Here is a 26,011-nt window from a genome sequence, read left to right as displayed (position 1 = left end):
ATATTTTGTTATTGTTTTGTCACCTCTTATGCCATTCGGATAACATTGTTACAAAAACCGAATGTACTATTCAGATAGAAATTAATTAACAAGAAGCATTATCTTTGCCGATAATAAACATATCATTACCGGTTAGATGAGACAACGTATCAACTGCTTTATTGTTTACGGAGAACCTGAAGCAACCCGTGAAACCGTAACACATTTAAATGCTTCCCCTTTAGTCCAACATATTTATCTATTGACCACCAACCCGGACGCTGAAGTAATCGAACACACTATATTGCTTCCGGTTAACGGGTTATGGGGAACAGATACCTTTCGAAAAATAGCCGGATATGCGACAACGGATTATAGTCTGATCTATACCCAGCCGGAAAGATTAACACCCGGGATGTTTGCTCTGGAACGATTTACAGCCGTTGCAGATGACACTGATGCAGGTTTGGTCTATTCGGATTATTATGAATTGAAAGAGGAGAAGCTAACTACTCTCCCCGTAATCGACTACCAATGGGGAAGTCTGCGTGATGATTTCAATTTCGGACCCGTTCTCTTCTATCGCTCCAAAGCATTACTGGAGGCTGTTGAAACCATGGACAAAGGGTATCAGTATGCCGGATTATATGATCTTCGCCTGAAAGTATCACAACAACACCAGCTGGTACATATCAATGAATATCTCTATACAAAAATTGAAACAGATACCCGGCGATCGGGTGAAAAGCTGTTCGATTATGTCGATCCGAAAAACAGGAACGTGCAACTTGAAATGGAAGAGGTATGTACGGATCATCTCAAAAGGATTGGAGGTTATCTGCCGCCCCATTTCAAAAAGATCGATTTTGATACTGAGCAGTTTGAAACTGAAGCATCTGTAATCATTCCTGTGCGCAATCGGGCACGTACCATCGACGATGCGATCCGTTCCGTCTTAAGGCAAAAAACATCATTTCCTTTTAACCTAATCATTATTGATAATCATTCCACGGATGGAACGACAGAAATCATTGAACGTTATAAAGAAGATATACGATTGATCCATATTCGTCCGGAAAGAAACGATTTAGGCATAGGTGGATGCTGGAATATGGGTGTTCATCATCCTGCTTGCGGAAAGTTCGCCATACAACTGGATAGTGATGATGTGTATAGTGGAGATGATACCCTGCAACAGATTGTCGACGCTTTTTATGACCAGCAATGTGCAATGGTTGTCGGCACCTATAAAATGACTAATTTCGAGATGGAAACGATCCCTCCCGGAGTGATCGATCACCGGGAATGGACCCCTGAGAATGGACGTAATAATGCGCTTCGCATCAATGGGTTGGGCGCTCCACGAGCATTTTACACGCCGCTTCTGCGACAAATTAACCTGCCGAATACCAGTTACGGAGAAGATTATGCGTTGGGGTTACGCATCAGCCGGGAGTACCAGATCGGACGTATCTACAATGTACTCTACCTCTGCCGCCGCTGGGAAGATAATTCGGATGCGTCGTTGGATATTGTCAAAATGAATCGATATAACACGTATAAAGACCGGATCCGTACATGGGAACTTCAGGCACGTCAAAAAAAGAATCGATGAATCACACATTCTGTGTCACTTCACAACAGGTTCGCGAACTGTTTTATCAACAATTACAACTTTGGCCGCTCGTCAAGGAAAGATACGAGGTATTACAACAGGTACATATAAAGACATTACATATAGACGATTTCAATATAAAAGTTCAGTTTAATCCATCTCGCATTCTCTCTGCCGGAGCAAAGGTTGACAGAGAGTCGCTTTTGAAACGAAAATGTTTTTTGTGTCCGGAAAACTTACCGGCCGAACAAATCCGGTTGCCGTTTAAAGAGGATTACCTGATCTTATGTAACCCCTACCCTATCTTTCCGGAACATTTCACCATTGCCTCCCAAAAACATATCGCGCAAGAGATCAGTACTCATTTGAACGACTTTCTGGTACTGGCCTATTGCCTGAAGGATTTTAGCCTGTTCTACAACGGTCCAAAAAGCGGAGCGTCTGCTCCCGACCATATGCATTTTCAGGTAGTCACGCGCAATGTAATGCCTATAGATATAGAAATAGACACCCTGTCTGATAAACAAATCAGATTATTAATAAATGAAGACCAATCGGAATTATATCAATTGACAAATTATCTTAGAAATGGATTTGTAATCAAGGCGACAACAGCCGAAAGCGCATTATCCTTGTTTCAAACCGTATACAATGCATTCGATAGCTTACCGGAAGAGTCAGAACCAAAAATGAACGTTTTTGGTTGTTATAAAAAAGACAAATGGATAATCACCATCATCCCCCGGCGACAGCACCGTCCGTCACAGTTTTTTGCCGAAGGAGATGCGCATATTTTATCCAGTCCGGGAGCTGCAGATATCGGAGGATTATATATTACTCCCCGGGAAGAAGATTTTGAAAAAATAACTCCGGATATCCTTCGGGACATTTATAGTCAGGTATGCTTCAGTCATGATGAAATTGACCGGATAAGTACCCGAATTGTAAAGAAAGAATAAAAAAACAACATCTTCTCCGTTCTTTAACTATATAAATGTTAAGTTTGTAAATTATTCTGCCGAAAACATCAAAAAAAGAGAATAATGATGAGAAAAATATTGATGTTCATTGCTTTTATTTGTCTTGTTACAGGAGTCAAAGCACAATTCCGCACAGATAAATTGACCTTTGGTGGAGGTTTGGGTATGCAGTTTGGCAATTATACCCTCATTAACATCGCTCCTCAGGTGGGATATAATTTCTCCAATTACCTGAATGCCGGAGCGGGTTTCACGTTTACCCACTACAGTGATAAGTACGATAATAACCAATGGAAACAGACAAACAATTATCTCGGATTTAATGTCTACGGACGTCTCTACCCTCTGCCTTATGTCGTACTGTCGGTTCAACCGGAGATCAACCGGATGTGGCGAAGCAATACATACAGACCTACCGGTGATAAAACAAAAGAGGAGGAAATGATTCCTTCCTTTTTAGTTGGTGCCGGAGTGCGGGTCGGACCTATGCGATTAATGATACAATATGATGTAGCGAAGAATGAAAATTCACCCTATGGAAATAAGATCTTTTATAGCGTAGGTTATTCGTTTAATCTTTAATTTTTCTTTTTAAATTCAGTATCTAAAAACAGTAAAGTAAGATGAAACAATTTTTTAAAATGATGTTTGCCTCCACATTAGGCGTTTTCGTAGCAGCCGGAATATTTATGCTGCTATTTTTCTTTATATTGGTGAGCATGATGGGAAGTATAGGCAGTTCACCTGCATACATTCCAAAAGCAAACACAGTCTATAAAATTAAACTGGACGGATCATTAACAGACAATACCACCAACGATCCTCTGGCTTTACTGTTCTTTAATATTGAGACCCCTCCATCATTAAAAGAACTATTGGAGGCTATCCGGATTGCAAAAGAAAATGAGCATATCGCCGGTATTTATCTGGAAGCAGGAAGTATGACTACCGGCTCTGCCAACTGGGAAGCACTCCGACGTGCATTGATCGATTTCAAAGAAAGTGGGAAATTTATAGTTGCCTATGGAGATTATTATTCGCAAGGGAATTACTATTTATGTTCCGTTGCCGACAAAATATTCCTAAACCCGCAAGGAATGCTTGAGATTGCAGGGATGGCCTCGCAAACGATTTTCTATAAAGGTATATTGGAAAAAGCCGGAGTCCATATGGAGGTATTCCGCGTAGGAACATACAAAGGGTATGTCGAAGCCTATATCCAAGATAAACTGAGTGACGCCAATCGTGAACAGATTCAATCCTATATGGGAACAATATGGAAGAATGTAACCCAGGGAATAGCCGAATCACGTAAGATCTCCGTAAACGACGTGACTCATTTTGCAGAAAGCGGATTAGCACTCTCAGCCCCGGAAAAAGCGGTCGAATGCGGACTGATCAACGAATTAAAATACAAAGATGAGGTTGAAAAATACATCCAGGAAATAGCCGGGCAAACCGATCGGAAATTACGCACTGCTTCTACAGACAAAATCGTTCACATCAAAACATCTAAAAAAGTTAAAACCGATCAGATTGCTGTAGTATATGCCGAAGGGGAAATTATGCAGGAGTCAGCAGAATCGATATACATCAACGAAAACATCATTTCTGAAAAGCTGATCACAGAACTGAACAAGCAGAAACGCGACGAAAAAGTGAAAGCAATCGTTCTACGAGTGAATTCACCCGGTGGAAGCGCTTTCCTGTCGGAGCAGATCTGGCATGAGATCATTGAAATAAAAAAAGAAAAACCGGTCGTTATCTCTATGGGAAGCACTGCTGCTTCAGGAGGATATTATATCTCCTCTGCTGCTGATAAAATTGTGGCCGAAGCCAATACCATTACCGGATCGATCGGTATTTTCGGGATGTTCCCGAACACGACCGGATTATTCCAGAAACTGGGCATAACAACCGAAGTGGTAAAAACAAATAAATATGCCGATATCGGCGACATGAGCCGCCCATTGCGTGATGATGAGAAACAACTTATCCAGGCACATGTAGAAAGAGGATATGATCTGTTTTTACGCCGTTGTGCCGAAGGACGTGGTATGAGTAAAGAGGCCATCAATGAAGTTGCTCAAGGAAGGGTCTGGACCGGCGAACAAGCGAAAGAGTTGGGGCTAGTCGATGAGTTAGGAGGAATAGATAAAGCCATCAGTATAGCCGCCGAACTGGCAAACATTTCTGATTATAGTATCAATCACATATCCGGAAGCAGTGATTTGTTTCAGGACTTTTTCGAAAAACAGTTGGAAGAGATTAAAACAACTGTAGTAAAAAGTGCATTAGGAAATGAGTTCGAATACTGGAAAACAATCAAACTGATTCAAGCATCCAGCGGTATTCAGGCGCGTTTACCATACGATATGCAACCGCTATAAACCATTTATGCCGATAGACTATACCATAAAGCTCAATCCTCAGCTTAGTCCGTTCTCTTTTCTGTACGGAATAGCTGTTCGATTCAGGAACCAACTATTCGACTGGGGGATATTACCTTCGGAAGAATACGATATTCCGGTGATATGTGTAGGCAATATCGCTGTCGGCGGAACCGGTAAAACACCACATACCGAATACATTATTCGTCTGTTGCAACCTCGATACAAAAACAAAATAGCAGTCCTTAGCCGGGGATATAAACGCAAAACATCCGGTTATATCTTAGCGAACGAACAGACTAAAAGCCGGGATATTGGTGATGAGCCTTATCAGATTAAACAAAAATTCCCACAGATACAGGTGGCAGTAGATGCCAATCGTCGCCGGGGCATACAACATCTATTAAAGCTACCGGAAGAGATTCGGCCGGAGATCATTTTACTGGATGATGGTTTCCAACACCGATATGTCACCCCATCATTGAATATTGTACTGACAGATTACCATCGGCTCATGTATTTAGATAAACTGATGCCTGTCGGTCGGCTACGTGAACCTAAAAGTGGAATCCGAAGAGCCGATGTCATCATTGTCACCAAATGTGCTTCCGACATCAAACCGATAGATTTCAGGATTATTGAAGATCACATCAAAGTCGTGGCACATCAGACTGTCTTTTTTACAACAGTCAGATATGGAGAGATCAAACCTGTTTTTTCGAAAAACGCATTACCCTGGGTCAAACGAGATATCCGGAAAAACGATGATGTACTGGTCGTTTCCGGAATAGCTTCTCCCGATGGATTTATTCGTGAGATAAAAAGATATTCCAATCAGGTCACGACACTTACATTTCCCGACCATCATACATTCAGTACGAAAGACATCGAAAAGATCAAAAACACCTTCGAACAATTCAGTTCGCTGGAAAAACTGATTATTGTCACCGAAAAAGATGCGGCACGCCTGAGAGATATGACCAATATTCCGGACATGATCAAAAAAAGATTATACTATCAACCGATTATGGTCGATTTCATAGGAAAAAACAGAACCCGATTCGACGAACTGATCAAAGAACATATTCTTACTTTTTCTAAAAACAAAAAATGAATATACACAAATGAGTAAACATACCGAAATTTCAACTTTAGGAGAATTTGGATTGATCCGCCACCTTACCGAAAAAATAGAGTTAAAAAATCAAAGTTCATTAAAAGGAGTAGGTGACGACGCTGCAGTCCTCGACTATAAAGAAAAAAAAGTATTGGTGACGACAGACCTCCTACTGGAAGGTGTACATTTCGATCTGATGTACGTCCCGCTCAAACATCTGGGATATAAAGCCGCTGTTGTCAATTTCTCTGATATTTATGCGATGAACGGGCGTCCGAAGCAGATCACCGTATCCTTAGGCATCTCCAAACGTTTTTCTATTGAAGATTTAGAGGCTTTTTATGAAGGACTTCATCTGGCCTGTGAGATCTATGGAGTGGATATTGTCGGCGGAGATACCTCTTCGTCACTCACCGGATTTACGATCAGCATCACCTGTATGGGTGAAGGAGAAAAAGAGAAAATCGTCTACCGCAACGGAGCCAAAGAGAATGATCTGATCTGTGTTTCGGGTGATCTGGGTGCTGCGTATATGGGTTTGCAACTGCTTGAACGCGAAAAACGCGTTTTCAATGGCGAAAAAGATTTCAATCCCGACTTTACCGGCAAAGAGTACTTACTGGAACGCCAATTAAAACCTGAAGCACGTAAAGATATTATCGAGATATTGGAAAAAGAAAACATTGTGCCCACTTCGATGATCGATATCTCCGATGGTCTTTCTTCCGAACTATTACATATATCCAAACAAAGCAACGTCGGATGCCGGATATACGAAGAACGTATTCCTATCGACTACCAAACAGCAGTTATGGCAGAACAATTCAATATGAATCTGGTCACTGCAGCGTTGAATGGCGGAGAAGACTATGAGTTACTCTTTACTGTGCCGCTTACGGATCATGATAAAATTTCGGAAATGAAAAGTGTAAAAGTCATCGGTCATGTCACCAAAGCTGAATTAGGTAGTTACCTCGAAGGCCGGGATGGCGGAGAGATCGAACTGATCGCTCAAGGCTGGAATTCGTTGGGCAGCCAATCCTAAAACGATTCACTTACGTATAAGAGTATATTTATATCTGGTCTCGGTGATATCCTGAATATAAAGGGTATCGCCTTTTAAGGCCAGGGGATAAGCCGGATATTCGGCATAAAACGCATCCATAACGTAGGCGTCATATCCATTACCGGTCGGCGCTTTTCGCCAATTCAGCAGGCCGGATTCTTTCTCTTTATTTTCTGTCCAGATATAGTCATCGCCTTTAAAGGTGATGAACGTGTTCTCGTAATTCGAAAATTCCCGCCCGTTTTTGCTATGAACAAGTTGCCACTTACCCGCAATATGCGATTTTATTTCTGACAGCGGTTTATCATAAAGGGTTGTATTGACTTTCTCTTTCACCGTTTTTTGTCCACAGCCAGACAAACATAAAATGAATAGACAACTGAAAAGAGTTACGCGGTTCATTGTGTTTTTCATCTGTTTTTTATTTACTCCACCTCCTATACGCTAAGAGATAGTAATTGCAAATATAGAGAAATAATCTGTTAAGAAAAAGTACCTATTCTACTCTCCCAAGCTTGCAGATCATCCGTTCATTTTAAACGGATCAACTAATCGTCTACCAGTTGGTTCCTTTTCGTCTACCAATTGGTGCACTATCGTCTACCAACTGTGTCACTATCGTCTACCAATTGGTAGACGATTAATGCTTTCGTAAAAAACAGTCCAAGCAACATGATAAAAAGAGTAACGCATCCTGATGAAAAAGAGAAGGGAGCAATTCGAAAATCGATAGAAATAGGCGGTTTATAAAAATAATTGTATATTTGCACGCATAAACGTAAAATTACTCCAATGTAATTCTCTGAAAACAGGTTCTTATTCCTAAGTCAAAAAGTTTTCCATTCCTGTGGAAAACGCACTGTTTTATTCCTTTAGTTATTTATTTGTAAAGTATGGGTTCAATCATTCATTGATTGCATTATTTTATTTTAATTTCAGAGCGTACAATGAGTATAATTATACAGAAAATCACGTATATACATCCCGACAACGAAGTCTTATTCCAACAGATCAGTTTGACGGTTAATAAAGGACAGAAAATTGCATTAGTCGGACATAACGGTTCCGGAAAATCAACACTCTTCCAACTTATCCGGGGAACTGTAACACCTACTGAAGGGGAAATCTACTGTTCGGAAACCCCTTATTATATCCCCCAGCATTTCGGACAGTATGATCAATATACCGTTGCGCAAGCATTAGGTATAGCGGAGAAACTCCATGCGTTTCATGCCATTATCGAAGGAGATGCGTCGGTTGAAAACTTCAACCGTCTGAATGAGGACTGGAGTATTGAAGAACGCAGCCTTTCTGCCCTTGCTTTCTGGGGCTTAGAGCATATTGATCTCAGGCAACCGATGCATACCTTGAGCGGAGGAGAGAAAACAAAAATATTCCTAGCTGGTCTACAGATAGATGAACCGACCTTTGTTTTAATGGATGAACCAACCAATCACCTGGATCTGAAAAGCAGGGAAAAGTTATACCGGTTGATCGAATCGAGTAATACTACTTTTTTGATTATAAGTCATGATATTACCTTATTAAATCTCTTACCGCTCACATACGAATTGACACCATCAGCCATACATGTTTACGGAGGTAATTACTCGTTTTATAAAGAGCAGAAAGAACAGCAGTTGGATGCGCTGCAAAGATCGATCGAAGCAAAAGAGAAAGAGTTGCGGAATGCACGCCGACAGGCTCGTGAAGTCATGGAACGCAAACAAAAACATGAAATGAGAGGTAAAAAACTGAATGAGAAAAAGGGAATCGGCAAAATGGCGATGAATACGATTCAGGACCAAGCGGAAAAAAGCGGAACAAAACTAAAGGAGATCCACGAAAACAAAACAACCCAATTGACAGAAGATCTTTCACAGCTTCGTTCTTCCCTGCCCGACCTTAGTTTTATGAAGATGAATCTTCAGTCTTCCAACCTGCATACAGGTAAAATATTGGTCCAAGCGGAGCAGATCAATTTTGGCTACCAGGATCAACCGTTATGGGGGAAACCGCTGGATCTGCAGATAAAAAGCGGCGACCGTTTGGTGATACGTGGTGATAACGGAACCGGAAAAACAACGCTGATCAAACTGATCACCGGCCAACTATCGCCTACTGAAGGTCGAATCGAAAAGGCTGACTTTTTATATCTCTATCTTGATCAGGATTACTCGTTAATAGACAACCGCCTGACCGTCTATGAGCAGGCGCAGCAGTTTAATTCACGCCATTTTCCGGAATATGAGGTTAAAATGTTATTGAACAGATACCTTTTCCCACACGATGCCTGGGACAAAAAATGCAGTCAACTAAGCGGAGGCGAGAAAATGCGGTTGGTCTTTTGTTGCCTGATGATCAATAACCAGACGCCTGATCTTTTTATACTGGACGAACCGACAAATAATCTGGATATCCAAAGCGTTGAAATCATCACCTCCGTCATACGGACATACGAAGGAACGCTTTTGGTCGTTTCCCACGACCGTTATTTCCTCAACGAAATCAACATCGAAAAAGAGATTGAACTCTCTAAAGATGGGTATGCAGAGATACGGACGCTTATCTTCTAAGAGGATATTCCTCGTTATTGCTATTGAAATTTATTGGCAATGCTCTCTAATCAGGCGGTCCACTACCGGATCGCCTAACTCTTTAGCCTTGGCAAAAGCTTCACAAGCCTTATCTTTCTGATTCTGACGTACCAGACAGACGCCTTTCAAACGGTAACAGGAGGCAAAATCGGGAGAAAGAGCAAGCGCTTTTTCAACACTCTCCAAGGCTTTGGTATAATCTTCCTGACGGATATAAATCGAGGCTTCCTCTGCATAGTAATTGGGATTATCTGAAACTAAACGTATAGCCGTTTGAATATCCGCTAATGCTCCATCCATATCTCCTGAACGGAACTTAGCCTGCTTGCGATTATAATAAAATTCATCATTCACACGACCATTCAATAGCGAATAGAACAGATCATAATCCTTTATTGCTTCATCATAGAGCATAAGTTGCATTTTATATTCAATCCGTTCCTGTAAATAAACAAATGTTTCAGCAGACACACCACTCATTTCAATCGCTTTATCAAATAAAGCGATGATATCAGAAATTTGCACACCGGGAATATTCTCCAACGCTTTTGCTGCCGAATAAAAACTGGAAGAAGAGGCTATATCGCTGTTATTGACAATCATATAGGTCTTATATGCATCTACAAATCGACCCTGGTAAAAATAGATATCTCCTTCCAATTGTCTGTATACGGGCAGATCCTGTTCACCGATTGCTTGTTGTACTGTTTGTAACGCCTTGTCTATAGTCCACTCCGGATCTGTCAGTGTGGTATCATTGACCGATACCCCATAAATCAGTTTGGCTTTATTAAAAAGCATATTCCCTTTATTCTTATCATACTTAGCCGCTGTGTTCAAATCTTCCAGAGCCATCGTCAGATAATGGTTTGCCTGTGAAGGGTCGGATGCCAACTCTTCCCGGTTATAAGCATAATGATTCGCCCGGCTTACATAACCGTCTGCCTGATCCGGGAATGTGGCAATAAAATCATTTAATGTTGCCAGATAAGTCGGTGCATCCTGTGAGTTTGCCAACAGAAACAAAGAGACTTGTGCCTGATCGGGATCGGAAGGCCATGCTTTTCGTATGTTGATCGCATTGTAAGCCGAATTAAACGCATCTGTCGATGAGATATATAAACTATTGATATAACCGGCTGAAACAATATATGAAACATCCGTATTCCCTGCCGCATCTTCCTGAGCCAATCCGAGTACCTCTCCGTTAGCTGTCAGAAAAGGTGTATGTAATTGATCCGTCTCTAATCCGACCGATGTTTTATAATAACTAAAAGGTTCTTTCAATTTACTGACTTCGGTGATCGTCCCTTCTTTAAACATCATTGTTTTCCCTGTTGTATAAGCTACCAGATAAACAGTTGCTCCTTCAGCTACTGGTTCTGATGCGACTTTCAGAAAAGGAACTTTTTTGGGTATCGACACTTTAAAGCGTATCACATCATATAATTCATCTGCCCCTATAATCGTTGACACCTGATATTGATTACCATCCGTATCGGTCACCACCGCCTTCGATGCACCTTTAAAAAGGGAATAAGCAGAAATGGCTTCTCCTGTTTCCGTCACAAAGCAACCACTCCCCGTATGTAACAGTTTTTCATCAGCTCCATAAGTGGTGATCGAAATCACTGCTTTGCGTTGTTTATCCATCCACCGGGGTGCCTTATTCTGCGCTGCAACAAAAAGAATCTGGCTGCAAAGGAAAAGGAGTAAATAATATTTTTTCATCTTCATTTTCTGTTAGTTGATCCAGACGCAAAAGTAATGATTTATCCGAAATATACAGGAGATATTGATCTGTGGGATTATTTTATGTAAGTTTGCTGTGACAATTAATGAAAGATCATGTGATGAAGACAAAAGAAAGAAAGAATTGGTTTTTTTATTCAACTGCACAAAATGCTGTATACCTCCTTGTTTTAGCGTTATTTCCCTTATTGTGTTTGTCTACCGCCTGTTCATCCGGTAAAGAGTATGATGCGCTTTACGAAACATGGTATGAGCATTTTCCGAATAATTATATGAACACTTCCACCTATGAACCCTATTCATTCCATGCTAAACGAGACTCACTGACGCTTTTACAGCGAAAAACGTTACTTCATTCGCTTTCGGCTTATGACGATGAGTTTTACTCACTGGCTCATGAAGGTTTCTTAAAGGTTCTTGATGAAGAGCAGATGAAAGAACAACCGGAAATCTTTTTCTTTTACACCCTCAACCTTCAAGAGATGAATAGCTTTCAAAAAGTAATCGAAAACTTCAACTATTTATTACAAGCCTCTATCAGCGATTTTCCGTATTACGATGAATTGCGTTGGAAGCTGGCATTGAGTTATCTAAAAACCAGGGATAAGAAAAACGCTGTCAGGTTATTGAATGAATTGAAATCAAGCCCACAATATTCCTATCAGACAAAAGCGGAAGCATTGCTCCAGGAACTCTAAATTTACTCCGTTTCTTCCCCTTGGGGAGTATGTAATACAAATGTGGTGGCACCAATGGTGACAACCGCCCCTTCGTCGATTGTCACTTGTTCTTTCTTTCCAAGCAACGTATTCCCTAAAAATGTGCCGGTCATACTTGAATTATCCCTTAAGGAATAGTACAACTGACCTTCACTATCTTGTTTCGTATGGATTATACAATGTTTTCTCCCCATGCTGGGATCACTGGTGATAATCGGTATATCCACTCCGTCGGTATCCTTATTCCGACGTCCGATCACATTTTCACCTAAGACAAGAGGAAGCTCCTGTTTAAAGGCAAACGTATTTTCGATCACAGTAATCCACCCATAGCTAAAGTCCGGTTCTTTGACTTCCTTTTCTTCACCTGTTGCAGTCCGCACGACCTTACGTCCTATTTTTATTTTGAACTGTGCAGTACATTGTGGACAGACAAATGCCAACACCTGTCCATCCGCATATTTCGTTTCATCAAACGTCAACTGATTATCACATTTCGGACAGAATACTCTTTTCATAAAATACATCCGTGTTTTCTGAATAACACGACAAAGATAGCCTTTTAACCGGCTATAAACAAAAAATCGTAGAAGCATGGTCATCTGCCCCTACGATTTTTAATCCTTGTATAGTCTATTCTATTTTTCCGCTTCGACCAAGATAGGCGTTCCCAATCCTATATCTTTCAAGCGAGGGAGTTGACTTTTCGCATCCCCTACCACAACGACGACCATATCATTCAGATTGATCTCTTTTGCGATAACTGCTTTGATTTCTTCCAAAGTGATATTTTTCAATGTATGCTCCTCTTGTTTGAGGTAATCCATCGGCAATCCGGTGATCACTATATCATTTAAAATAAGAAGTAAAGAATTGATTGTCTCATAATTACCCGCTTGCTGGCGCATCATGGCATTTCGGGTAGTTTCCAGATCTTCTTGCGTATAATTGGAGCCATAACCGGTCAACATTTCCCGGAACACCTCTACAGCCTCTTTTGTTACAGAGGTTTGTACACTGGAGGAGGCGATAAACAGACCAAAATCCTTTTGCCCTTCGAAAAACGAATAAGCGCCATAGGTGTAGCCTCGTTCAAGGCGTAATACCCGGAACAGATCCGATCCCGACCCGTCACCCAATTTGTAATTGGCAACAACTCCGGGATAATAATCAGGAGATGTCCGCGTCATAGCCCGCTTACCTATGAGAATCACCGACTGCTTCGCTTCCGGATAATCGACAAAATAGAGATTACCTCCTTTAACAGCATCAGATAGCGTTGGAAGTACGACCGCTTTATGATCACCTTCTTTCCAGTTTGTGCTCAATGAAGTAAATGCTTTTTCAGTCTCTGCTTGCGAATAGTTACCGGTTATCAACAGATTGCTTCGAGCCGGAGCATAGTAATCTGCATAAAACCTCTGGACATCCTCTATCGTGATCTGCTTCACAGATTCAATAGTACCTAATGTCGAAGCAGACCAAGCGTTATCCCCCAATACAAGTTTGGTAAAAACTTTCTGAGCGATCACATTCGGCTGCACTTTCTGTTCTTCCAACCGGGTGATGTTCTGCTGCTTCAAACGTTCAAATTCTTTCTCATCCCACCTCGGATGCAGCAACATCTCTTCGATTAATGCGGCCAGTGCCGGTACGTTTTTAGAAAGGCAGTTCCCTGAAATACGCGTATGCATTTGTCGGGCTTGTATATTCAACGATGCACCAAGATTCTTGATCGCATCTTCCAACTCCTCCGGAGTTTTATCGGCAGTACCTTCCCGCAATAACTGTGCAGTCAAATTGGCCACTCCCTCTTTTCCGTCCATATCACTGATTGATCCTGCCGGAATAACCAGATTGAAATAAACCAACGGCAATTCATTCTGCTCAATGCCATAAGTTTTTATTCCGTTTGACAGAACACCATTCCATATCTTCGGCTGTGGCATAGGCGACAATGTTCCCAATGGAGGTTCGATACTCCGGTCAAATTGAGAGGCCGACAGTTCATAATCATCATCCTGAATAGCACCAGCCTCCGATTTCAAGGACTGATTATCTAATTTCTCTTCCGTAACCGCTGCAACTACAGATCCCGTTAATACCTGATTCAGTTTTCCGGCCGGAACAAAACTGGTCATAACAGCCGGTTTCCCTTTGATATAGGTCTGATACACCCGCATCACATCTTCAGCCGTTACCCCATTCATCATTTCCACTTCATATTCCATCATTTCAGGAGATCCCCCAAACACATTGGCCGAAGCTATTTGAAAAGCTTTACCCATCACCGAACTGATCCCATTATAAAAAGAGGTCTCATTCATATTCTTTATCCGCTGAAGATCCAGAGGATCTACCCCTGTTCGTTCAAATTCGACCATCCCCTTTTGCAAGGCATCATAGACCTCATCCAACGTCTTATCAGGAAAAGCACGGACGGTCAACGTCAGTTCTCCCGCGATCTCCATTGAACTATTATACATACTGACGGAAGGCGCCAGTTTTGCCTTTTCAACAACTTCTTTATACAAGGGTGCTTTTTTCCCCTGAGTCAATAGATTGACCAACACATCCAGCGCGTATGCATCTTTATGATACATTTGCGGAGCAGGATAAACAATGGTCAGTTCCGGCATATTGGCAAATTTATCCTCGTGGTAGAGTCGGACATCGTTCTCCAAACGGGCGATCTGCACCTCTGGTTTCTCCACTTCATTGCGCGACTCTATCTCTCCAAAATACTTCTCCACCCACGCTTTAGCCTCTTCGGTCTTGAAATCTCCGGCAATAACCACCGTCGCGTTGTTCGGTGCATAATAATGGTGATAGAACTCTTTGACATCCTCGACTGTCGAACTTTGCAGATCGGCTATCTCTCCGATAACTGTCCAGCTATACGGATGACCGGAAGGGTATAAGGCTTTGTAAATAACACCATCCGTATGTCCGTAAGGGCGGTTGTCTACGCCTTGCCGCTTTTCATTGATGACCACATCAATCTCACGTTCCAACCCTTGCTGGGTAATCGTATTGATAAAATAGCCCATACGGTCGGATTCCATCCATAATATTTTCTCCAGGGCGTCATTCGGAACCTCCTCATAATAAATCGTCCCGTCTTTCCATGTACCACCGTTAAAACTTCCTCCCAGGTCATTGATCTTAGCGATAAATGCATTGCGTTCCAGATGTTCGGAACGTTGGAACAACATATGTTCGAAGAAATGGGCAAATCCGGTCTTGCCGGGTTTCTCCCGGTTTGAGCCGACATGATATTGAATGGCTACTGCCACTATCGGATCCGAGTGATCCTGATGTAAAACCACTTCCAAACCATTCGTTAAGGTATACTTTTCAAAAGGTAGGGAGAAATTTTTCGGTTTCTCGTTTGACTGACATCCCATCAGAAAAAACAGACAAAGGAAAAACAAAGCTTTAAAGGGTAAGATTGATATTCTCATAAATGTAATTATTAATACGGGGCAAATGTATCAATATATTTTTTAAATGTGATTCGTCACAATGAATTTATCAGTTCATATTGTTTGTCAAAAAAATTAACCCGCGCTTTTTCTCCACTCACAGAGATCATCGTTGAACCGCGCAGCAATGCCCCAACTCTTTTTTTTACAATATCAAACGACTCTTCATCCAATGAAACAAAGTTATATAAGACAAAAGCCCTGATCATACTGATATGATAATTATTGATATCCACATACCAGATGCTTAAATCAAAATTGACATTCGCCACATAGATCTGTACACGATTCTTCGTCTCTTTAAAACAACCCTCTATTGTGATCTGTTTCAACCCATCCAATAATCGCAACAACTCCTCTTTCAGCTGCTTCGTGTCTTCCTCCGTCACCAAGTTGATGCTTTTATAATAAAGAATATCATTGACCAGGTATTGAAAGATGAACGGATCAAAAATATAATAGGTATCCTTCACCAACTTATATTCAACCACCTCCTGTCGCCGAAGTCGCCTCACACGTTCCGGATAGGCTGATTCTTTAAAATTCTTTACCTCATTTGTCTTTCCGGATTGATAGAGGCTTTTGAACAGATGCAATCGATTCAGATACTCATATTCCGAAAAAAGTGTGACAGGAAGTGTATTTGTACATTCGACCACCACCGAATGAGGATCATCACGGCCACTCTTCAGGATAGAGAGATACTCCTCCATCATAGTATAATCGGTTTCACTCGGCTCATAGAAATCGAGTAACTTTAACTGAAACGGTTTGCTTTTAGACGACAAGGTGGAAGAGATGATATTATCTACAGAAATACCAAAATGATGTGCCATAAGAGATATTTCCGAAAAAGTAAAAGCGACCTCTCCGCGTAATCGACGATAAACAGCTTCTTTCTCTATGCATAATAACTCTTCCAATAGCTTGGTTAGAGCAGGGCGGCTAGGTATTTTCTCTTTGACCTGGCTCAAAAATCGCTCTTGTAATTGCTCTTTATTCATAGCGGTAAGGATATTTGTATGCTTCAAATAAATCGTTGGATCAGGTATTCGTGTCTATCGATTATTCTGCCCTTAGCTACAAATATAACAGATTATTTTTGCATTTGAAAGTGTTTGTCTTGTTATCTTTAATCACGACCAATCGGTAAGAATGAATGTGAATAGATAATCTTGTTACAAAAAGAAAAAGGAATAGAGATGTACTGAATGTCGGGTGGAAAAAACAGAACTTTTGGAAAATGCGGTAGAATAGGTATTAAAAAAGAAAAGGTTGTCATCCCGACAACCAATCTCCATTGTTAACCTTAAATCTAATACCATGAAAAACACAATGCAAATATACGACAATTTTATGTTTTACAGCATAAAGAGGCGGAAAAATCACTTGTGTTAATATTATTTAACTATAACACCTGCTTTAAAACATACCCCTACCGCTTTCACAAAAGAACTATTTATATACAACCCCTCCCCTTTATCGCTAAAATAGACGTATATGTTCGTCTACTTATTTTCTCCGCATAACGTCTATTTTTTTTCTGCATTATTTAATCGTCTAACAGTTGGTTCACTTCCGTCTACCAATTGGATCACTTTCGTCTACCAACTGGTGCACTATCGTCTACCAACTGTTAGACGATTAATTGTCCAAAAGAAAAAGTGAGCGATCCGGAAGAAAACAGTTAGTCGTTGTACAATAAAAGAATAGTCAAAGGGTCGGATTTTCAGAAAAATCACACACATTTGCATCGATATGTATGATGAGTGATTCAGAAAGAGTCGTTTTTTTCATTGTCGCTTAAAATATATTCTTCCTTCAATTGTCTGTATAAGTAGAGCGCGCTTCATTAAAATAATTAGAAGTAAAAACAGTCAAATTTTAAACGTATGATGACAAGAGAGTTTGGAATGGGATTTTTAGGTAGAAACCCTTTCGATAAAGAGGCCAGAAAAAAGTTCAAGGAAGAGTGGGATCAGATGAGCGACAGTGAAAAATTGGAGTTGATGAACAAACGTATGGCCGGTTTTAACCACCATGAGGATCATTTATCTGTTGAAGCGATCGATGCCCGTTGTGAAGCATGGATGAAGATGTCGAACGAAGAAAAACAAACATTCGTAGAAGAAAGAAAAAAAGCGTTCAAGAGCCGGATGCATAACATGCATGGATGTTTTGGTTTCGGACACTAAAATCACTCAAGCCGGTTGCAACGCACAAATGCAACCGGCTAAAAAAGAACGGTATAAACAAAACTCATCCGCTATTAACTACTGATATTCAAAACATAAACAATCATTCAGATGAAAAAATTCAGATTCTTAATACCCGTTGGCTTTCTTTTAATAGTTGCAGTATTCAGTCTTATCACGATGCTATTATGGAATTGGTTAATGCCTGCATTATTTGGATTAATCACCATTAATTTCTGGCAAGCCGCCGGTCTGTTGATTCTTGCACGCATTTTGTTTGGCGGTTTTGGGCGGGGCAAAAGCAAAATGATGATGAGCGGTATGATGCATAATCACAGAAACCCCATCCATGAAGGATGGATGAAGATGAGCCCGGAACAACGCAGAGCATTCATTGAAAAAAGAAGAAAATTTGGCTTTGGACATCCATTCGACAAAAGACATTTCGACATGGATGAACAGGAAGAACAGAAGAATGAGAATGAGTGAACAAACCGACAATAAGAACGTCAAAAAGATTATAACAGACCATCAGTCGCAGTTAAAGTCATTCATTCGCAAACGAGTTTCCAACAAGGAAGATGCCGAAGATATTTTGCAGGATGTATTTTATCAATTGGTCAAAGCCATTGAAAATACAGCCAGCCCGATAGAACAGGTGACTGCATGGCTCTATCGCGTAACACGGAATACAATCATCAATAAAGGCAAAAAGAGAACGGAAGATGCATTTCCGGTTTCCGGAGACGATGAAGAGGATGGTATATTCAAAGAGTTTTCCGAAGTCTTATTCAATGAGGATAATCCGACTCCCGAAACCGAATATCTGCGTTCATTGGTCTGGCAAGAACTCGAAATAGCCTTATCCGAACTGCCTCCCGAACAGCGCGAAGCGTTCGAACTGATGGAATTAGACGGCCTTCAGGCCAAAGAAATCGCCCAAACGACAGGAGTCCCGGTAAACACGTTGCTATCGCGCAAACATTATGCGGTCAAACATCTTCGCAAGCGGTTGGAAGGATTGTATCATGAGATTCTTTATATAAGATAGTGGCTGCATCCAATCGTTCCTGCATATAGTTTCTCAAATGATCCGGACTCAATACTTTCAGGTGATCGGCATACCCAAAGAACTCACGATGCAGTTCCCGATTGACCACCACCTCTATTTCGAAGATCTTTGATCTGTCTTCCCGCGTTTCAATCAATTGCTGACTCTTATGAATCGGTTTGGTCGTCACATAAGGAGCATCGGAGGGGTCGACCCAAAAACGCACCTTTTCTGCTTTCTGTTCAAGACTCTTTGATACCCCCACCGTATCCTCAAAAAAAGTCGACGGGTCAAATAAAGTATTCGCTTTGTACACCTCTTTCGAGGCTACTTCCAAAGCCTGGATACGATCCAATGCCAGATTGGTCAACAAAGGTAAATCTTTCCGCGTGCCGAAAACAAACCAACGGTTGCGGTACTCCTTCAACAGATAAGGGTAAAAAACATAATCCGATGCCGATTGGGCATGAAACGACCGGTACTGAATATATAATGCCTGTTTATTGACCACGGCATGATAGATTATATCCAGGTAATTCAACCCTTTCAAGCTTTCATTCTTTTCAAAGTCGATGACAGGAACGGTTTGCTGACGTGCCGAAACAACATGATCTTCCAGCCGGTTTACGATCTCTCCCATTCCTGAAAAAGATGAAAACCCTTTAAACTGTCGCAAGACTTCTACCGCTTCCGACATGACTTTCAGATCTTGTTCCGATAAAGGCGTGTTGGTGATGCTGTAATCCGGATCTTCATACGTATAATACTTATTGTCATAGACGATAATGGGTGCGTTATATCCTAATTTCTCACTACGCATCAACTGGATATCCATTTGAACGGTCCGGCGACTGATTCCTTTATCGATCCCCTCAAATTCATATAAGGCATCCGAACAGGCGTCGATCAAATCGTCCAATGTCCACTGTCTGTAGCGGTTACGCAAACAGGTATCAATCGTTTTATAGCGCACCAACGCATTCCGATTAGCAGGCATAATCAACTGTTTTTGAAGTTTTTTTCAAAAATACAAAAAATATTTTTCACTACGCAAAAACATTGCGCATCGACCCATTTATCTTTGCATCATCGATATTTGAAACGATTAAAACAATTAGGGGCAGTAACTCAAGTGGCAGAGTACCGGGTCAAGTTAGCTTCAGAATTATCTGAACAAGGTCAACTTAGGCTTACTACAAACGCATTCATGCCGGAAGTTGTTGGTTCGAGTCCAACCTGCTCCACCTATAATACGGGTCAAAAGAGGCTTACTTCAAAAACTACAAACTACGACGATGCAGCTTCTTGATTACCCTATTTATGGGGATGTCAAAGAGGTTTTGTATAGTTACCTTTATCCAATGATTAAAGGCTAAATAATAAAAACTTCTTTGACTCCTTTAACTCCAAATAAACATACACATTATGAATACAGATCTATTAAGAGTATCACTTCGTCAACAAGCAGTATTTATCTCCAAAGAACAAATAATTGCAGAGAGAGAAGAGATCAATGCTACAACATTATCATTAGTCGGCAACCTACGCAGATTAGGATATACCGTTTCCGAAAATCTATTGACTGCAATCAATCATATGAATCCGATGGATAAATGTGATCTATTTGAATTATTGGGAGAAGTCAAGGGAATAAACCTCAATTGGGCTCCACTGGTGAAGGAGTGGGATGTACCGACTGGTGAATCTTTATTAGATCATATCGTTACTCTATTCGCCAATGCGATATATACACACAAAGGCACCCGGTTGGCCTGTGGTCACCTTATTCCGGAAGAAACATTCCCACTTGAACGGTATAATGGCTGTCCATTTTGTGGAAAACCGTTTGAATTCGGTAAAATCGAAAACTTCGGACAAGGCAGCAAATTAAACGTGTTGGAGTTGTGGACAGAAAAAGAGTTAAACAACTATTTTGTGAACCTTCTTGAATCACGTACAGCCCTTGATGCCACACAGGTAGACAGTTTGAAAATTCTGTTAAGAGAACTTCCTCTTCCTGAAGTCAATGTGAGCATGAAAGAAACAACTGTCCTCATCATTGATTCACTGGTTGAAAAAAATGAAATCGAAAAAGCACAGGTTTACTTTAACAATCCGAATGATATACTGCGTTACCTCTGGTATACCCAAACCGATTATATGCAACTCATTGAACCTAAAACCATCATAAATCGATTCGCACGCAACCACACCCATGTATGGGTGGCATTAAACCGGAAAAAGGAAGCCCGGCAGAAAATGAAGACAGAGCTAAAATTGAAATATACACGTGCAGAGTGCCGTATTGCCGCCACCTGGCTTAACAAGCTGGATATGGAACCCGAAAAGGCTTGTGAAATTATGCATCCCAAACGCGGTATGTGGGTACGTATCATCCGTGCTTTACGTCTGGCTGAATATGCTAAAAAGCCCGGATTTGAACGCCTTCAAAACTTAATGGATGTCTTCTACAATGAAACATATCCCGTTGTAAAGGGAGAAATGGAGACTGCCCGTCTTAAAATGGATATGGAAACAACTTTTGCGTTACTTAAACAACGTCCCGGATTATTTGCGCGTTCATTATTCGCGAATATGTTATGGTTTGGCGCCGACGACACATTAAATGCATTCAAGGAAGTTATTGATAAAGTCCCGGCACGGCTGGTCTTTACTTTAAATATGCATGCACAACATTATTTCAAGCGTCACCAGATACGTATTGTCAGACCATTGGGAGAAACTCCCATAACAATCAAGCCCAACCGGTTGATCAATCTTCATACAGATGAACAACTGGAGGAAATGATCCGTAAAATTAAAGAATTATGCCTTACTGCTGTATTCAAGCGCTTTACTGACATTCCGACGGAATCACAAACAATGTATATCGACCCGATGCTGTTCAATATCCCATTGGCCATTGGCGACAGAAGTGAAACAATTCAGGACACCTCCTGTGCACTCATGGGGACAAAATTTCCTGTAGAAGGAAACAGCGTTCGTCTGTTTATGCAATGGGGAAAAGGACTTCCGGCACAACATCTGGATATGGATCTCAGTGCACAAATAATCATGAAAGATTATGTCAGCTATTGCTCCTTCTATCATTTGGTAGCACCCGGTGCAAAACATAGCGGAGATATCCAGCGGATTCCGGACATGATCGGTACAGCCGAATATATTGAACTCGACCTGAATGAACTGGCTGTTGAAAAAGCCAAATACGTATTGTTTACATGCAATGCATATAGCAGGGGAGCCTTGTCGCCTAACCTTGTAGTGGGCTGGATGAATTCGGCGAATCCGATGCGTATTTCTGATGAAACCGGGGTGGCTTACGATCCGTCTTGTGTACAACACCAGGTTCGTGTATCACAAAATTTGACAAAAGGTTTACTTTTTGGTATTCTTGATGTACAGGCACGCGAGATTATTTGGATGGAAATACCTTTTGATGGACAACTCGTCAATAACTTATCTTTCCAAAAAGTAGAAGCCCTACTGGCACGCCTAAAAAGTAAAACAACAATCGGAGAATTACTCTCCATGAAGGCTAAAGCTCAGCATATTGAGTTGGTTGAAACTCCGGAAGCGGATGAAGTGTATTCCATGGAATGGGCGATAGACACAGCAGCTGTAACAAAACTATTATTTGATTAACAGTCAAACTTTCATCACAATAGATGTCAGATCACTTTTAAACCGCTCATACGTAGGCTTCTCCAGCAGGCAGGGATAACTCAGTATAATCAACCGATGCGGTTTAAATTGTGGATTATATGCCGGATGATCATGGATATAAGGGTTTCGCACATATCCGAGTTTTTCATAAAAATGAAAACGCTTCTCCGAGACCTCATCAATAATAGGATCGATCTCCAGAACAATTGTCTTATCAACCGCCTGTGCAAAAAGTGAGAGCATCTGGCTGCCTCTGTTTTGTCCGCGTAAAAGCGGATTGACAGCCAGATGCTCTATATACACATAGTCATCAAAATCCCAGTAAGCAATAAATGAACAGAGGGTCTGACCATCAATCAATACTATCAGATGGTATCTGTAATCTTCAAAAGCCGCCTTTTGCTGTTGTGCATTGCGCTGTTCATGTAAAGGGAATGAACAGGAATAGACATCAAGGAAAGCCGGATAAAATTGGTCTTCTGTGTCTACTATCCGATAAAAGTCGTTTGGTGAAAGTATTGTTGACATAAACCCCTTCTTATCTCTTATAAAATAAATCGCTTTAATGCCGCTACATCAAGCAGTTCCACCTGTTTGCCTTTTATACTGATCAATCCTTCTTTCGCCAGTTTATTGATCTCTTTCGATAAGGCAGGGCGGGTCACACATAAATAGTCGGCCAACTGAACCTGGTTGTGTTCGATTTGAACCGTATTGTTGTCTGCTTTCTTTTGCTCAAATAAATAGACGACAAAACGGTTTCGCACATTTTTATGCGAAAGAGCACGAAGACGAACCACCGTACATTTAGTACAGTTGCCTGTAATACATAAAAAGTTTTTCAAAATATCCGGATGTTCACTGATCAGAGCAAAGACAGATTCTTTGGTAGCCTTAAAGAAAAGCCCCTCTTCCATCACCGTAAATGTGGCCGGTAAAGTACCGTCGGTCTTAAACAGATGAGGAGTCGCAAAAGCTCTCGGAGCAACGATATATTCGATCAACACCTCATTCCCTAAAGCATCTATAATATCCACCCGGAGTTTTCCTTCCAACAGGATATATAAATGTTTGCACGGCGTATTCTGCCGAAGAATGATTTCATTTTTTTCGATCTGGTAAAGGTCATAATCCAGCTTATCCAGCAAAGAGAGCTGAACATTTTGAGGCAAATCACTAAATAATGGAATTTGAAAAAGGCGTTGTTCGTGTTCCTTTGTACATGTTATGGCTTCCATCCTTCCGGTTTTATATTTCTAACACAAATGTATCTATTTAAAACGATTTTCCAATAAATCATGCCGCTTATACGGTAACGAATCTGCTCTTCTTCCGGCAAAAAAGAATAAAGGATGTAATTTTGATTACACCTTTTTCGTTCGGAGTCCGCTTATTTTTGTACAAAATTAAGTCAATACGATACGTTTATGAAACAAATAATCTTTACCCTCAGTGTATTCCTTTTTACCATACCCTTCTGTTATGGACAGTCGCAGGAACATGAAACATCGTTTGCCGTTCAGATCCGTCCACGGGCTGAATACAGAAACGGAGCTTTGATGCCCAGAGACGAAGGTGAATCGGCAGCCTCTTTTATCAATAACCGCGCACGTCTCTCCCTGAACTATAAACGCAGCAATTTACTAACGCTTAAACTCTCCGCTCAACATGTGGGCGTATGGGGGCAAGATCCTCAAATCGACAAGAACGGACGTTTCATCCTCAACGAAGCCTGGGCGCGCCTCAACTTCAATCATGGATTTTTTGCCCAGCTGGGAAGGCAAAGTCTCGTCTATGACGACGAACGTATTCTGGGAGGACTCGATTGGAATGTGGCCGGTCGCTTCCACGATGCACTCAAACTCGGCTATGAAAATCCGAAGAATAAACTGCATCTGATACTCGCCTTCAATCAGAACGACGAAAAGATCCACGGCGGAACCTATTATGCTGCGGGGGCACAACCTTACAAAACAATGCAAACACTCTGGTACCAACATACAGAAAAAAACGCCCCTTTCTCCATCTCCCTCCTTTTTATGAATTTGGGTATGGAAGGCGGTAATATAGAAACGCAAAAATCCAAAAACCGTTATATGCAAACAATGGGGACTCACCTTAACTACTCTCCGGGCGCATGGAAATTCGATGGTACATTCTATTATCAAACCGGAAAGACCATCGGCGGATCAGATATTTCAGCCTGGATGGGTAGTGTGCGCGGAGCATATAGCGTAGACAAACAATGGACTGTTTCTATCGGATCCGACATTGTGAGCGGAAACGATGCAAAGAGCGAAACCTATAAAGCGTTCAACCCTTTATATGGCACACATCACAAATTCTATGGCAGTATGGATTATTTCTATGCATCCTCTTTTGCGGCCGGATTAAACCCGGGATTATGGGACAGTTATCTTGGCCTATCCTACAAACCATCTTCCACAGTCGGTCTATCCTTGAATTATCACTATTTCAGGATCGCCTCTGATGTGACAGCCGACAATGAAAAGATATCCAAAGGACTCGGTTCGGAGTTTGATTTACAGGTCGATTGGACTATCATGAAAGATGTACGTCTCTCTGCCGGTTATTCGGTAATGGCCGGAACCGAATCGATGGATATAGTCAAAGGCGGCAATCACAAAAGCTGGCAGGATTGGGGATGGTTATCTTTAAATATCAACCCGCAGGTTCTATTTGTGAAGTGGTGAAAAAATCTTCTCAAATAATTCTTTCCCGGTTTTGGTCTGCATCAGTTTATCATAGAGATGTTGCTCCTGTCCTTCAGAATAGTATCCATCCAATAGATTCACAATAAGATCGGCCTCAAACAACGGCAGAAAACCCAACTCATTCGCCGATTTAAACTGATGATGAGTTGCAACGACATCGGCCAGCCATTCTTTTTCTTTCGAGCTTAAATCCGCTTCATCTTTCAACCATTCCTGAGTAAGGATATAACCCTCTCGTTGTTGATTCACGGGTAAGGTATTCCCGAATTTCTTATACGATTCCGGACAGCCGATATCATGAAACCAAGCAGCGATCTCCTGTAAAGCAGACTGGTTTTCATCCATCCCCTCTCCTACTGCTATCAATCGGGTATAGTTGGCTACAGCCTGTGTATGGATAATATGCTTATCAGCAAATTCTTGTCGGGCATAATAACCGACAACTTCCAATGCCAGGCGATCTTTTGTATTCCACTTCATATTTATTCCTTTAAAATTCGCTCACTAAATAACATATTAATCAGCAAAAACCACGATATTTATCCGAAAATTGTCTTACACTGAAAAAGGTTGACACTTTTTTGCCACATAAATAACAAATAATTTATGTCAAAAAAGAAACATCGTATGTACAGCGAAACTTTCA

Annotated in this window: 22 protein-coding genes and 1 tRNA gene; 14 read left to right on the top strand and 9 right to left on the bottom strand. The window is 41.2% G+C overall.

The genetic code is table 11. The features are described 5' to 3' along the window. Positions 1 to 136 precede the first annotated feature (136 nt). The 6 genes from M2135_RS11060 (at position 137) to thiL (ending at position 7,126) form a co-directional block, all read left to right on the top strand. On the top strand, positions 137 to 1,594 hold the full coding sequence (locus M2135_RS11060) for a glycosyltransferase family A protein (RefSeq protein ID WP_280748569.1): 1,458 nt from the start codon (positions 137 to 139) through the stop codon (positions 1,592 to 1,594). After that, a complete protein-coding gene (locus M2135_RS11055) occupies positions 1,591 to 2,553 on the top strand; it encodes a DUF4922 domain-containing protein (protein ID WP_280748568.1) in 963 nt (320 codons plus the stop codon). Before M2135_RS11060 ends, M2135_RS11055 begins: the two co-directional genes overlap by 4 nt. 84 nt (positions 2,554 to 2,637) lie before the next feature. Continuing rightward, positions 2,638 to 3,156 (top strand): hypothetical protein, encoded by a 519-nt coding sequence (locus M2135_RS11050; protein WP_280748567.1) that lies wholly within the window; start codon positions 2,638 to 2,640, stop codon positions 3,154 to 3,156. 41 nt (positions 3,157 to 3,197) lie between these two features. Then, positions 3,198 to 4,964, top strand: coding sequence for a signal peptide peptidase SppA (sppA, locus tag M2135_RS11045; protein WP_280748566.1), 1,767 nt, complete (start codon positions 3,198 to 3,200; stop codon positions 4,962 to 4,964). A 7-nt stretch (positions 4,965 to 4,971) separates the two neighbouring features. Then, positions 4,972 to 6,078, top strand: a complete 1,107-nt coding sequence (lpxK, locus tag M2135_RS11040; protein ID WP_280748565.1) for a tetraacyldisaccharide 4'-kinase — start codon at positions 4,972 to 4,974, stop codon at positions 6,076 to 6,078. A gap of 10 nt (positions 6,079 to 6,088) precedes the next feature. Continuing rightward, positions 6,089 to 7,126: a thiamine-phosphate kinase gene (gene thiL / locus M2135_RS11035; protein ID WP_280748564.1), complete on the top strand. Its 1,038-nt coding sequence runs from the start codon at positions 6,089 to 6,091 to the stop codon at positions 7,124 to 7,126. A 6-nt stretch (positions 7,127 to 7,132) separates the two neighbouring features. Here the strand turns inward: thiL and M2135_RS11030 are convergent, their stop codons facing one another. Further along, complete coding sequence (locus M2135_RS11030) at positions 7,133 to 7,561, bottom strand: hypothetical protein (RefSeq protein WP_280748563.1); 429 nt, start codon at positions 7,559 to 7,561, stop codon at positions 7,133 to 7,135. Positions 7,562 to 8,094: 533 nt separating this feature from the next. Here M2135_RS11030 and M2135_RS11025 point away from each other — a divergent pair. Further along, entirely contained in the window at positions 8,095 to 9,723 is a 1,629-nt protein-coding gene (locus tag M2135_RS11025; RefSeq protein ID WP_280748562.1) for an ABC-F family ATP-binding cassette domain-containing protein, read from the top strand. 30 nt (positions 9,724 to 9,753) lie between these two features. Here M2135_RS11025 and M2135_RS11020 read toward each other — a convergent pair whose 3' ends face one another. Continuing rightward, entirely contained in the window at positions 9,754 to 11,475 is a 1,722-nt protein-coding gene (locus M2135_RS11020; RefSeq protein ID WP_280748561.1) for a tetratricopeptide repeat protein, read from the bottom strand. A gap of 122 nt (positions 11,476 to 11,597) precedes the next feature. Between M2135_RS11020 and M2135_RS11015 the strand changes: the two genes are divergently transcribed. Then, a complete protein-coding gene (locus tag M2135_RS11015; protein WP_280748560.1) occupies positions 11,598 to 12,194 on the top strand; it encodes a hypothetical protein in 597 nt (198 codons plus the stop codon). 2 nt (positions 12,195 to 12,196) lie between these two features. On the opposite strand, the gene M2135_RS11010 is transcribed toward M2135_RS11015, so the two are convergent. The 3 genes from M2135_RS11010 to M2135_RS11000 all read right to left on the bottom strand — a co-directional run bounded on the left by M2135_RS11010 (position 12,197) and on the right by M2135_RS11000 (position 16,704). Beyond that, complete coding sequence (locus M2135_RS11010) at positions 12,197 to 12,733, bottom strand: FHA domain-containing protein (RefSeq protein ID WP_280748559.1); 537 nt, start codon at positions 12,731 to 12,733, stop codon at positions 12,197 to 12,199. Between the two features lie 120 nt (positions 12,734 to 12,853). After that, the gene (locus M2135_RS11005; RefSeq protein WP_280748558.1) at positions 12,854 to 15,679 is read right to left on the bottom strand and encodes a pitrilysin family protein; all 2,826 of its coding nucleotides are present in this window, start codon (positions 15,677 to 15,679) and stop codon (positions 12,854 to 12,856) included. A gap of 56 nt (positions 15,680 to 15,735) precedes the next feature. Beyond that, the gene (locus M2135_RS11000; protein WP_280748557.1) at positions 15,736 to 16,704 is read right to left on the bottom strand and encodes a helix-turn-helix domain-containing protein; all 969 of its coding nucleotides are present in this window, start codon (positions 16,702 to 16,704) and stop codon (positions 15,736 to 15,738) included. Between the two features lie 888 nt (positions 16,705 to 17,592). On the opposite strand from M2135_RS11000, the gene M2135_RS10995 reads away from it, so the two are divergent. The 3 genes from M2135_RS10995 to M2135_RS10985 all read left to right on the top strand — a co-directional run bounded on the left by M2135_RS10995 (position 17,593) and on the right by M2135_RS10985 (position 18,946). Then, positions 17,593 to 17,895 carry a hypothetical protein gene (locus tag M2135_RS10995; protein ID WP_280748556.1) on the top strand — a complete coding sequence of 101 codons (303 nt, stop codon included), beginning with the start codon at positions 17,593 to 17,595 and terminating at the stop codon, positions 17,893 to 17,895. Between the two features lie 111 nt (positions 17,896 to 18,006). Next, positions 18,007 to 18,384: a hypothetical protein gene (locus tag M2135_RS10990; protein WP_280748555.1), complete on the top strand. Its 378-nt coding sequence runs from the start codon at positions 18,007 to 18,009 to the stop codon at positions 18,382 to 18,384. Further along, entirely contained in the window at positions 18,377 to 18,946 is a 570-nt protein-coding gene (locus tag M2135_RS10985; RefSeq protein ID WP_280748554.1) for an RNA polymerase sigma factor, read from the top strand. Before M2135_RS10990 ends, M2135_RS10985 begins: the two co-directional genes overlap by 8 nt. On the opposite strand, the gene M2135_RS10980 is transcribed toward M2135_RS10985, so the two are convergent. Continuing rightward, positions 18,888 to 19,943, bottom strand: coding sequence for a WYL domain-containing protein (locus M2135_RS10980; protein WP_280748553.1), 1,056 nt, complete (start codon positions 19,941 to 19,943; stop codon positions 18,888 to 18,890). The genes M2135_RS10985 and M2135_RS10980 overlap by 59 nt on opposite strands. A 120-nt stretch (positions 19,944 to 20,063) precedes the next feature. Here M2135_RS10980 and M2135_RS10975 point away from each other — a divergent pair. After that, positions 20,064 to 20,190, top strand: a tRNA-OTHER gene (locus tag M2135_RS10975). Positions 20,191 to 20,371: 181 nt separating this feature from the next. Continuing rightward, on the top strand, positions 20,372 to 22,609 hold the full coding sequence (locus M2135_RS10970) for a hypothetical protein (protein ID WP_280748552.1): 2,238 nt from the start codon (positions 20,372 to 20,374) through the stop codon (positions 22,607 to 22,609). A 3-nt stretch (positions 22,610 to 22,612) separates the two neighbouring features. Here the strand turns inward: M2135_RS10970 and M2135_RS10965 are convergent, their stop codons facing one another. Together M2135_RS10965 and M2135_RS10960 are read right to left on the bottom strand one after the other, a co-directional pair. Next, on the bottom strand, positions 22,613 to 23,158 hold the full coding sequence (locus M2135_RS10965; protein WP_280748551.1) for a GNAT family N-acetyltransferase: 546 nt from the start codon (positions 23,156 to 23,158) through the stop codon (positions 22,613 to 22,615). A 17-nt stretch (positions 23,159 to 23,175) separates the two neighbouring features. Continuing rightward, a complete protein-coding gene (locus M2135_RS10960) occupies positions 23,176 to 23,868 on the bottom strand; it encodes a Crp/Fnr family transcriptional regulator (RefSeq protein WP_280748550.1) in 693 nt (230 codons plus the stop codon). A 189-nt stretch (positions 23,869 to 24,057) separates the two neighbouring features. On the opposite strand from M2135_RS10960, the gene M2135_RS10955 reads away from it, so the two are divergent. After that, entirely contained in the window at positions 24,058 to 25,344 is a 1,287-nt protein-coding gene (locus M2135_RS10955) for an alginate export family protein (protein WP_280748549.1), read from the top strand. Here the strand turns inward: M2135_RS10955 and M2135_RS10950 are convergent. After that, entirely contained in the window at positions 25,327 to 25,845 is a 519-nt protein-coding gene (locus M2135_RS10950) for an HD domain-containing protein (protein ID WP_280748548.1), read from the bottom strand. The two genes, M2135_RS10955 and M2135_RS10950, sit on opposite strands and share 18 nt — an antisense overlap. Positions 25,846 to 26,011: the final 166 nt, after the last annotated feature.

Source organism: Parabacteroides sp. PF5-9, assembly GCF_029893105.1.
In the GTDB taxonomy this organism is placed as follows: Bacteria; Bacteroidota; Bacteroidia; order Bacteroidales; family Tannerellaceae; genus JARXWG01.
This window is presented reverse-complemented; position numbering and strand designations above follow the sequence as displayed.

Excerpts from the sequence above, each read along its gene's own strand:
- thiL (WP_280748564.1), top strand. The coding sequence starts at position 6,089 with ATGAGTAAACATACCGAAATTTCAACTTTAGGAGAATTTGGATTGATC.
- M2135_RS11030 (WP_280748563.1), bottom strand. The coding sequence starts at position 7,561 with ATGAAAAACACAATGAACCGCGTAACTCTTTTCAGTTGTCTATTCATT.
- M2135_RS10955 (WP_280748549.1), top strand. The coding sequence starts at position 24,058 with ATGAAACAAATAATCTTTACCCTCAGTGTATTCCTTTTTACCATACCC.
- M2135_RS10960 (WP_280748550.1), bottom strand. The coding sequence starts at position 23,868 with ATGGAAGCCATAACATGTACAAAGGAACACGAACAACGCCTTTTTCAA.
- lpxK (WP_280748565.1), top strand. The coding sequence starts at position 4,972 with ATGCCGATAGACTATACCATAAAGCTCAATCCTCAGCTTAGTCCGTTC.
- M2135_RS11000 (WP_280748557.1), bottom strand. The coding sequence starts at position 16,704 with ATGAATAAAGAGCAATTACAAGAGCGATTTTTGAGCCAGGTCAAAGAG.
- M2135_RS10985 (WP_280748554.1), top strand. The coding sequence starts at position 18,377 with ATGAGTGAACAAACCGACAATAAGAACGTCAAAAAGATTATAACAGAC.
- M2135_RS11025 (WP_280748562.1), top strand. The coding sequence starts at position 8,095 with ATGAGTATAATTATACAGAAAATCACGTATATACATCCCGACAACGAA.
- M2135_RS11055 (WP_280748568.1), top strand. The coding sequence starts at position 1,591 with ATGAATCACACATTCTGTGTCACTTCACAACAGGTTCGCGAACTGTTT.
- M2135_RS11015 (WP_280748560.1), top strand. The coding sequence starts at position 11,598 with ATGAAGACAAAAGAAAGAAAGAATTGGTTTTTTTATTCAACTGCACAA.
- M2135_RS10970 (WP_280748552.1), top strand. The coding sequence starts at position 20,372 with ATGAATACAGATCTATTAAGAGTATCACTTCGTCAACAAGCAGTATTT.
- M2135_RS11060 (WP_280748569.1), top strand. The coding sequence starts at position 137 with ATGAGACAACGTATCAACTGCTTTATTGTTTACGGAGAACCTGAAGCA.
- sppA (WP_280748566.1), top strand. The coding sequence starts at position 3,198 with ATGAAACAATTTTTTAAAATGATGTTTGCCTCCACATTAGGCGTTTTC.
- M2135_RS10980 (WP_280748553.1), bottom strand. The coding sequence starts at position 19,943 with ATGCCTGCTAATCGGAATGCGTTGGTGCGCTATAAAACGATTGATACC.
- M2135_RS11005 (WP_280748558.1), bottom strand. The coding sequence starts at position 15,679 with ATGAGAATATCAATCTTACCCTTTAAAGCTTTGTTTTTCCTTTGTCTG.
- M2135_RS11020 (WP_280748561.1), bottom strand. The coding sequence starts at position 11,475 with ATGAAAAAATATTATTTACTCCTTTTCCTTTGCAGCCAGATTCTTTTT.
- M2135_RS10950 (WP_280748548.1), bottom strand. The coding sequence starts at position 25,845 with ATGAAGTGGAATACAAAAGATCGCCTGGCATTGGAAGTTGTCGGTTAT.
- M2135_RS10965 (WP_280748551.1), bottom strand. The coding sequence starts at position 23,158 with ATGTCAACAATACTTTCACCAAACGACTTTTATCGGATAGTAGACACA.
- M2135_RS10995 (WP_280748556.1), top strand. The coding sequence starts at position 17,593 with ATGATGACAAGAGAGTTTGGAATGGGATTTTTAGGTAGAAACCCTTTC.
- M2135_RS11050 (WP_280748567.1), top strand. The coding sequence starts at position 2,638 with ATGATGAGAAAAATATTGATGTTCATTGCTTTTATTTGTCTTGTTACA.
- M2135_RS11010 (WP_280748559.1), bottom strand. The coding sequence starts at position 12,733 with ATGAAAAGAGTATTCTGTCCGAAATGTGATAATCAGTTGACGTTTGAT.
- M2135_RS10990 (WP_280748555.1), top strand. The coding sequence starts at position 18,007 with ATGAAAAAATTCAGATTCTTAATACCCGTTGGCTTTCTTTTAATAGTT.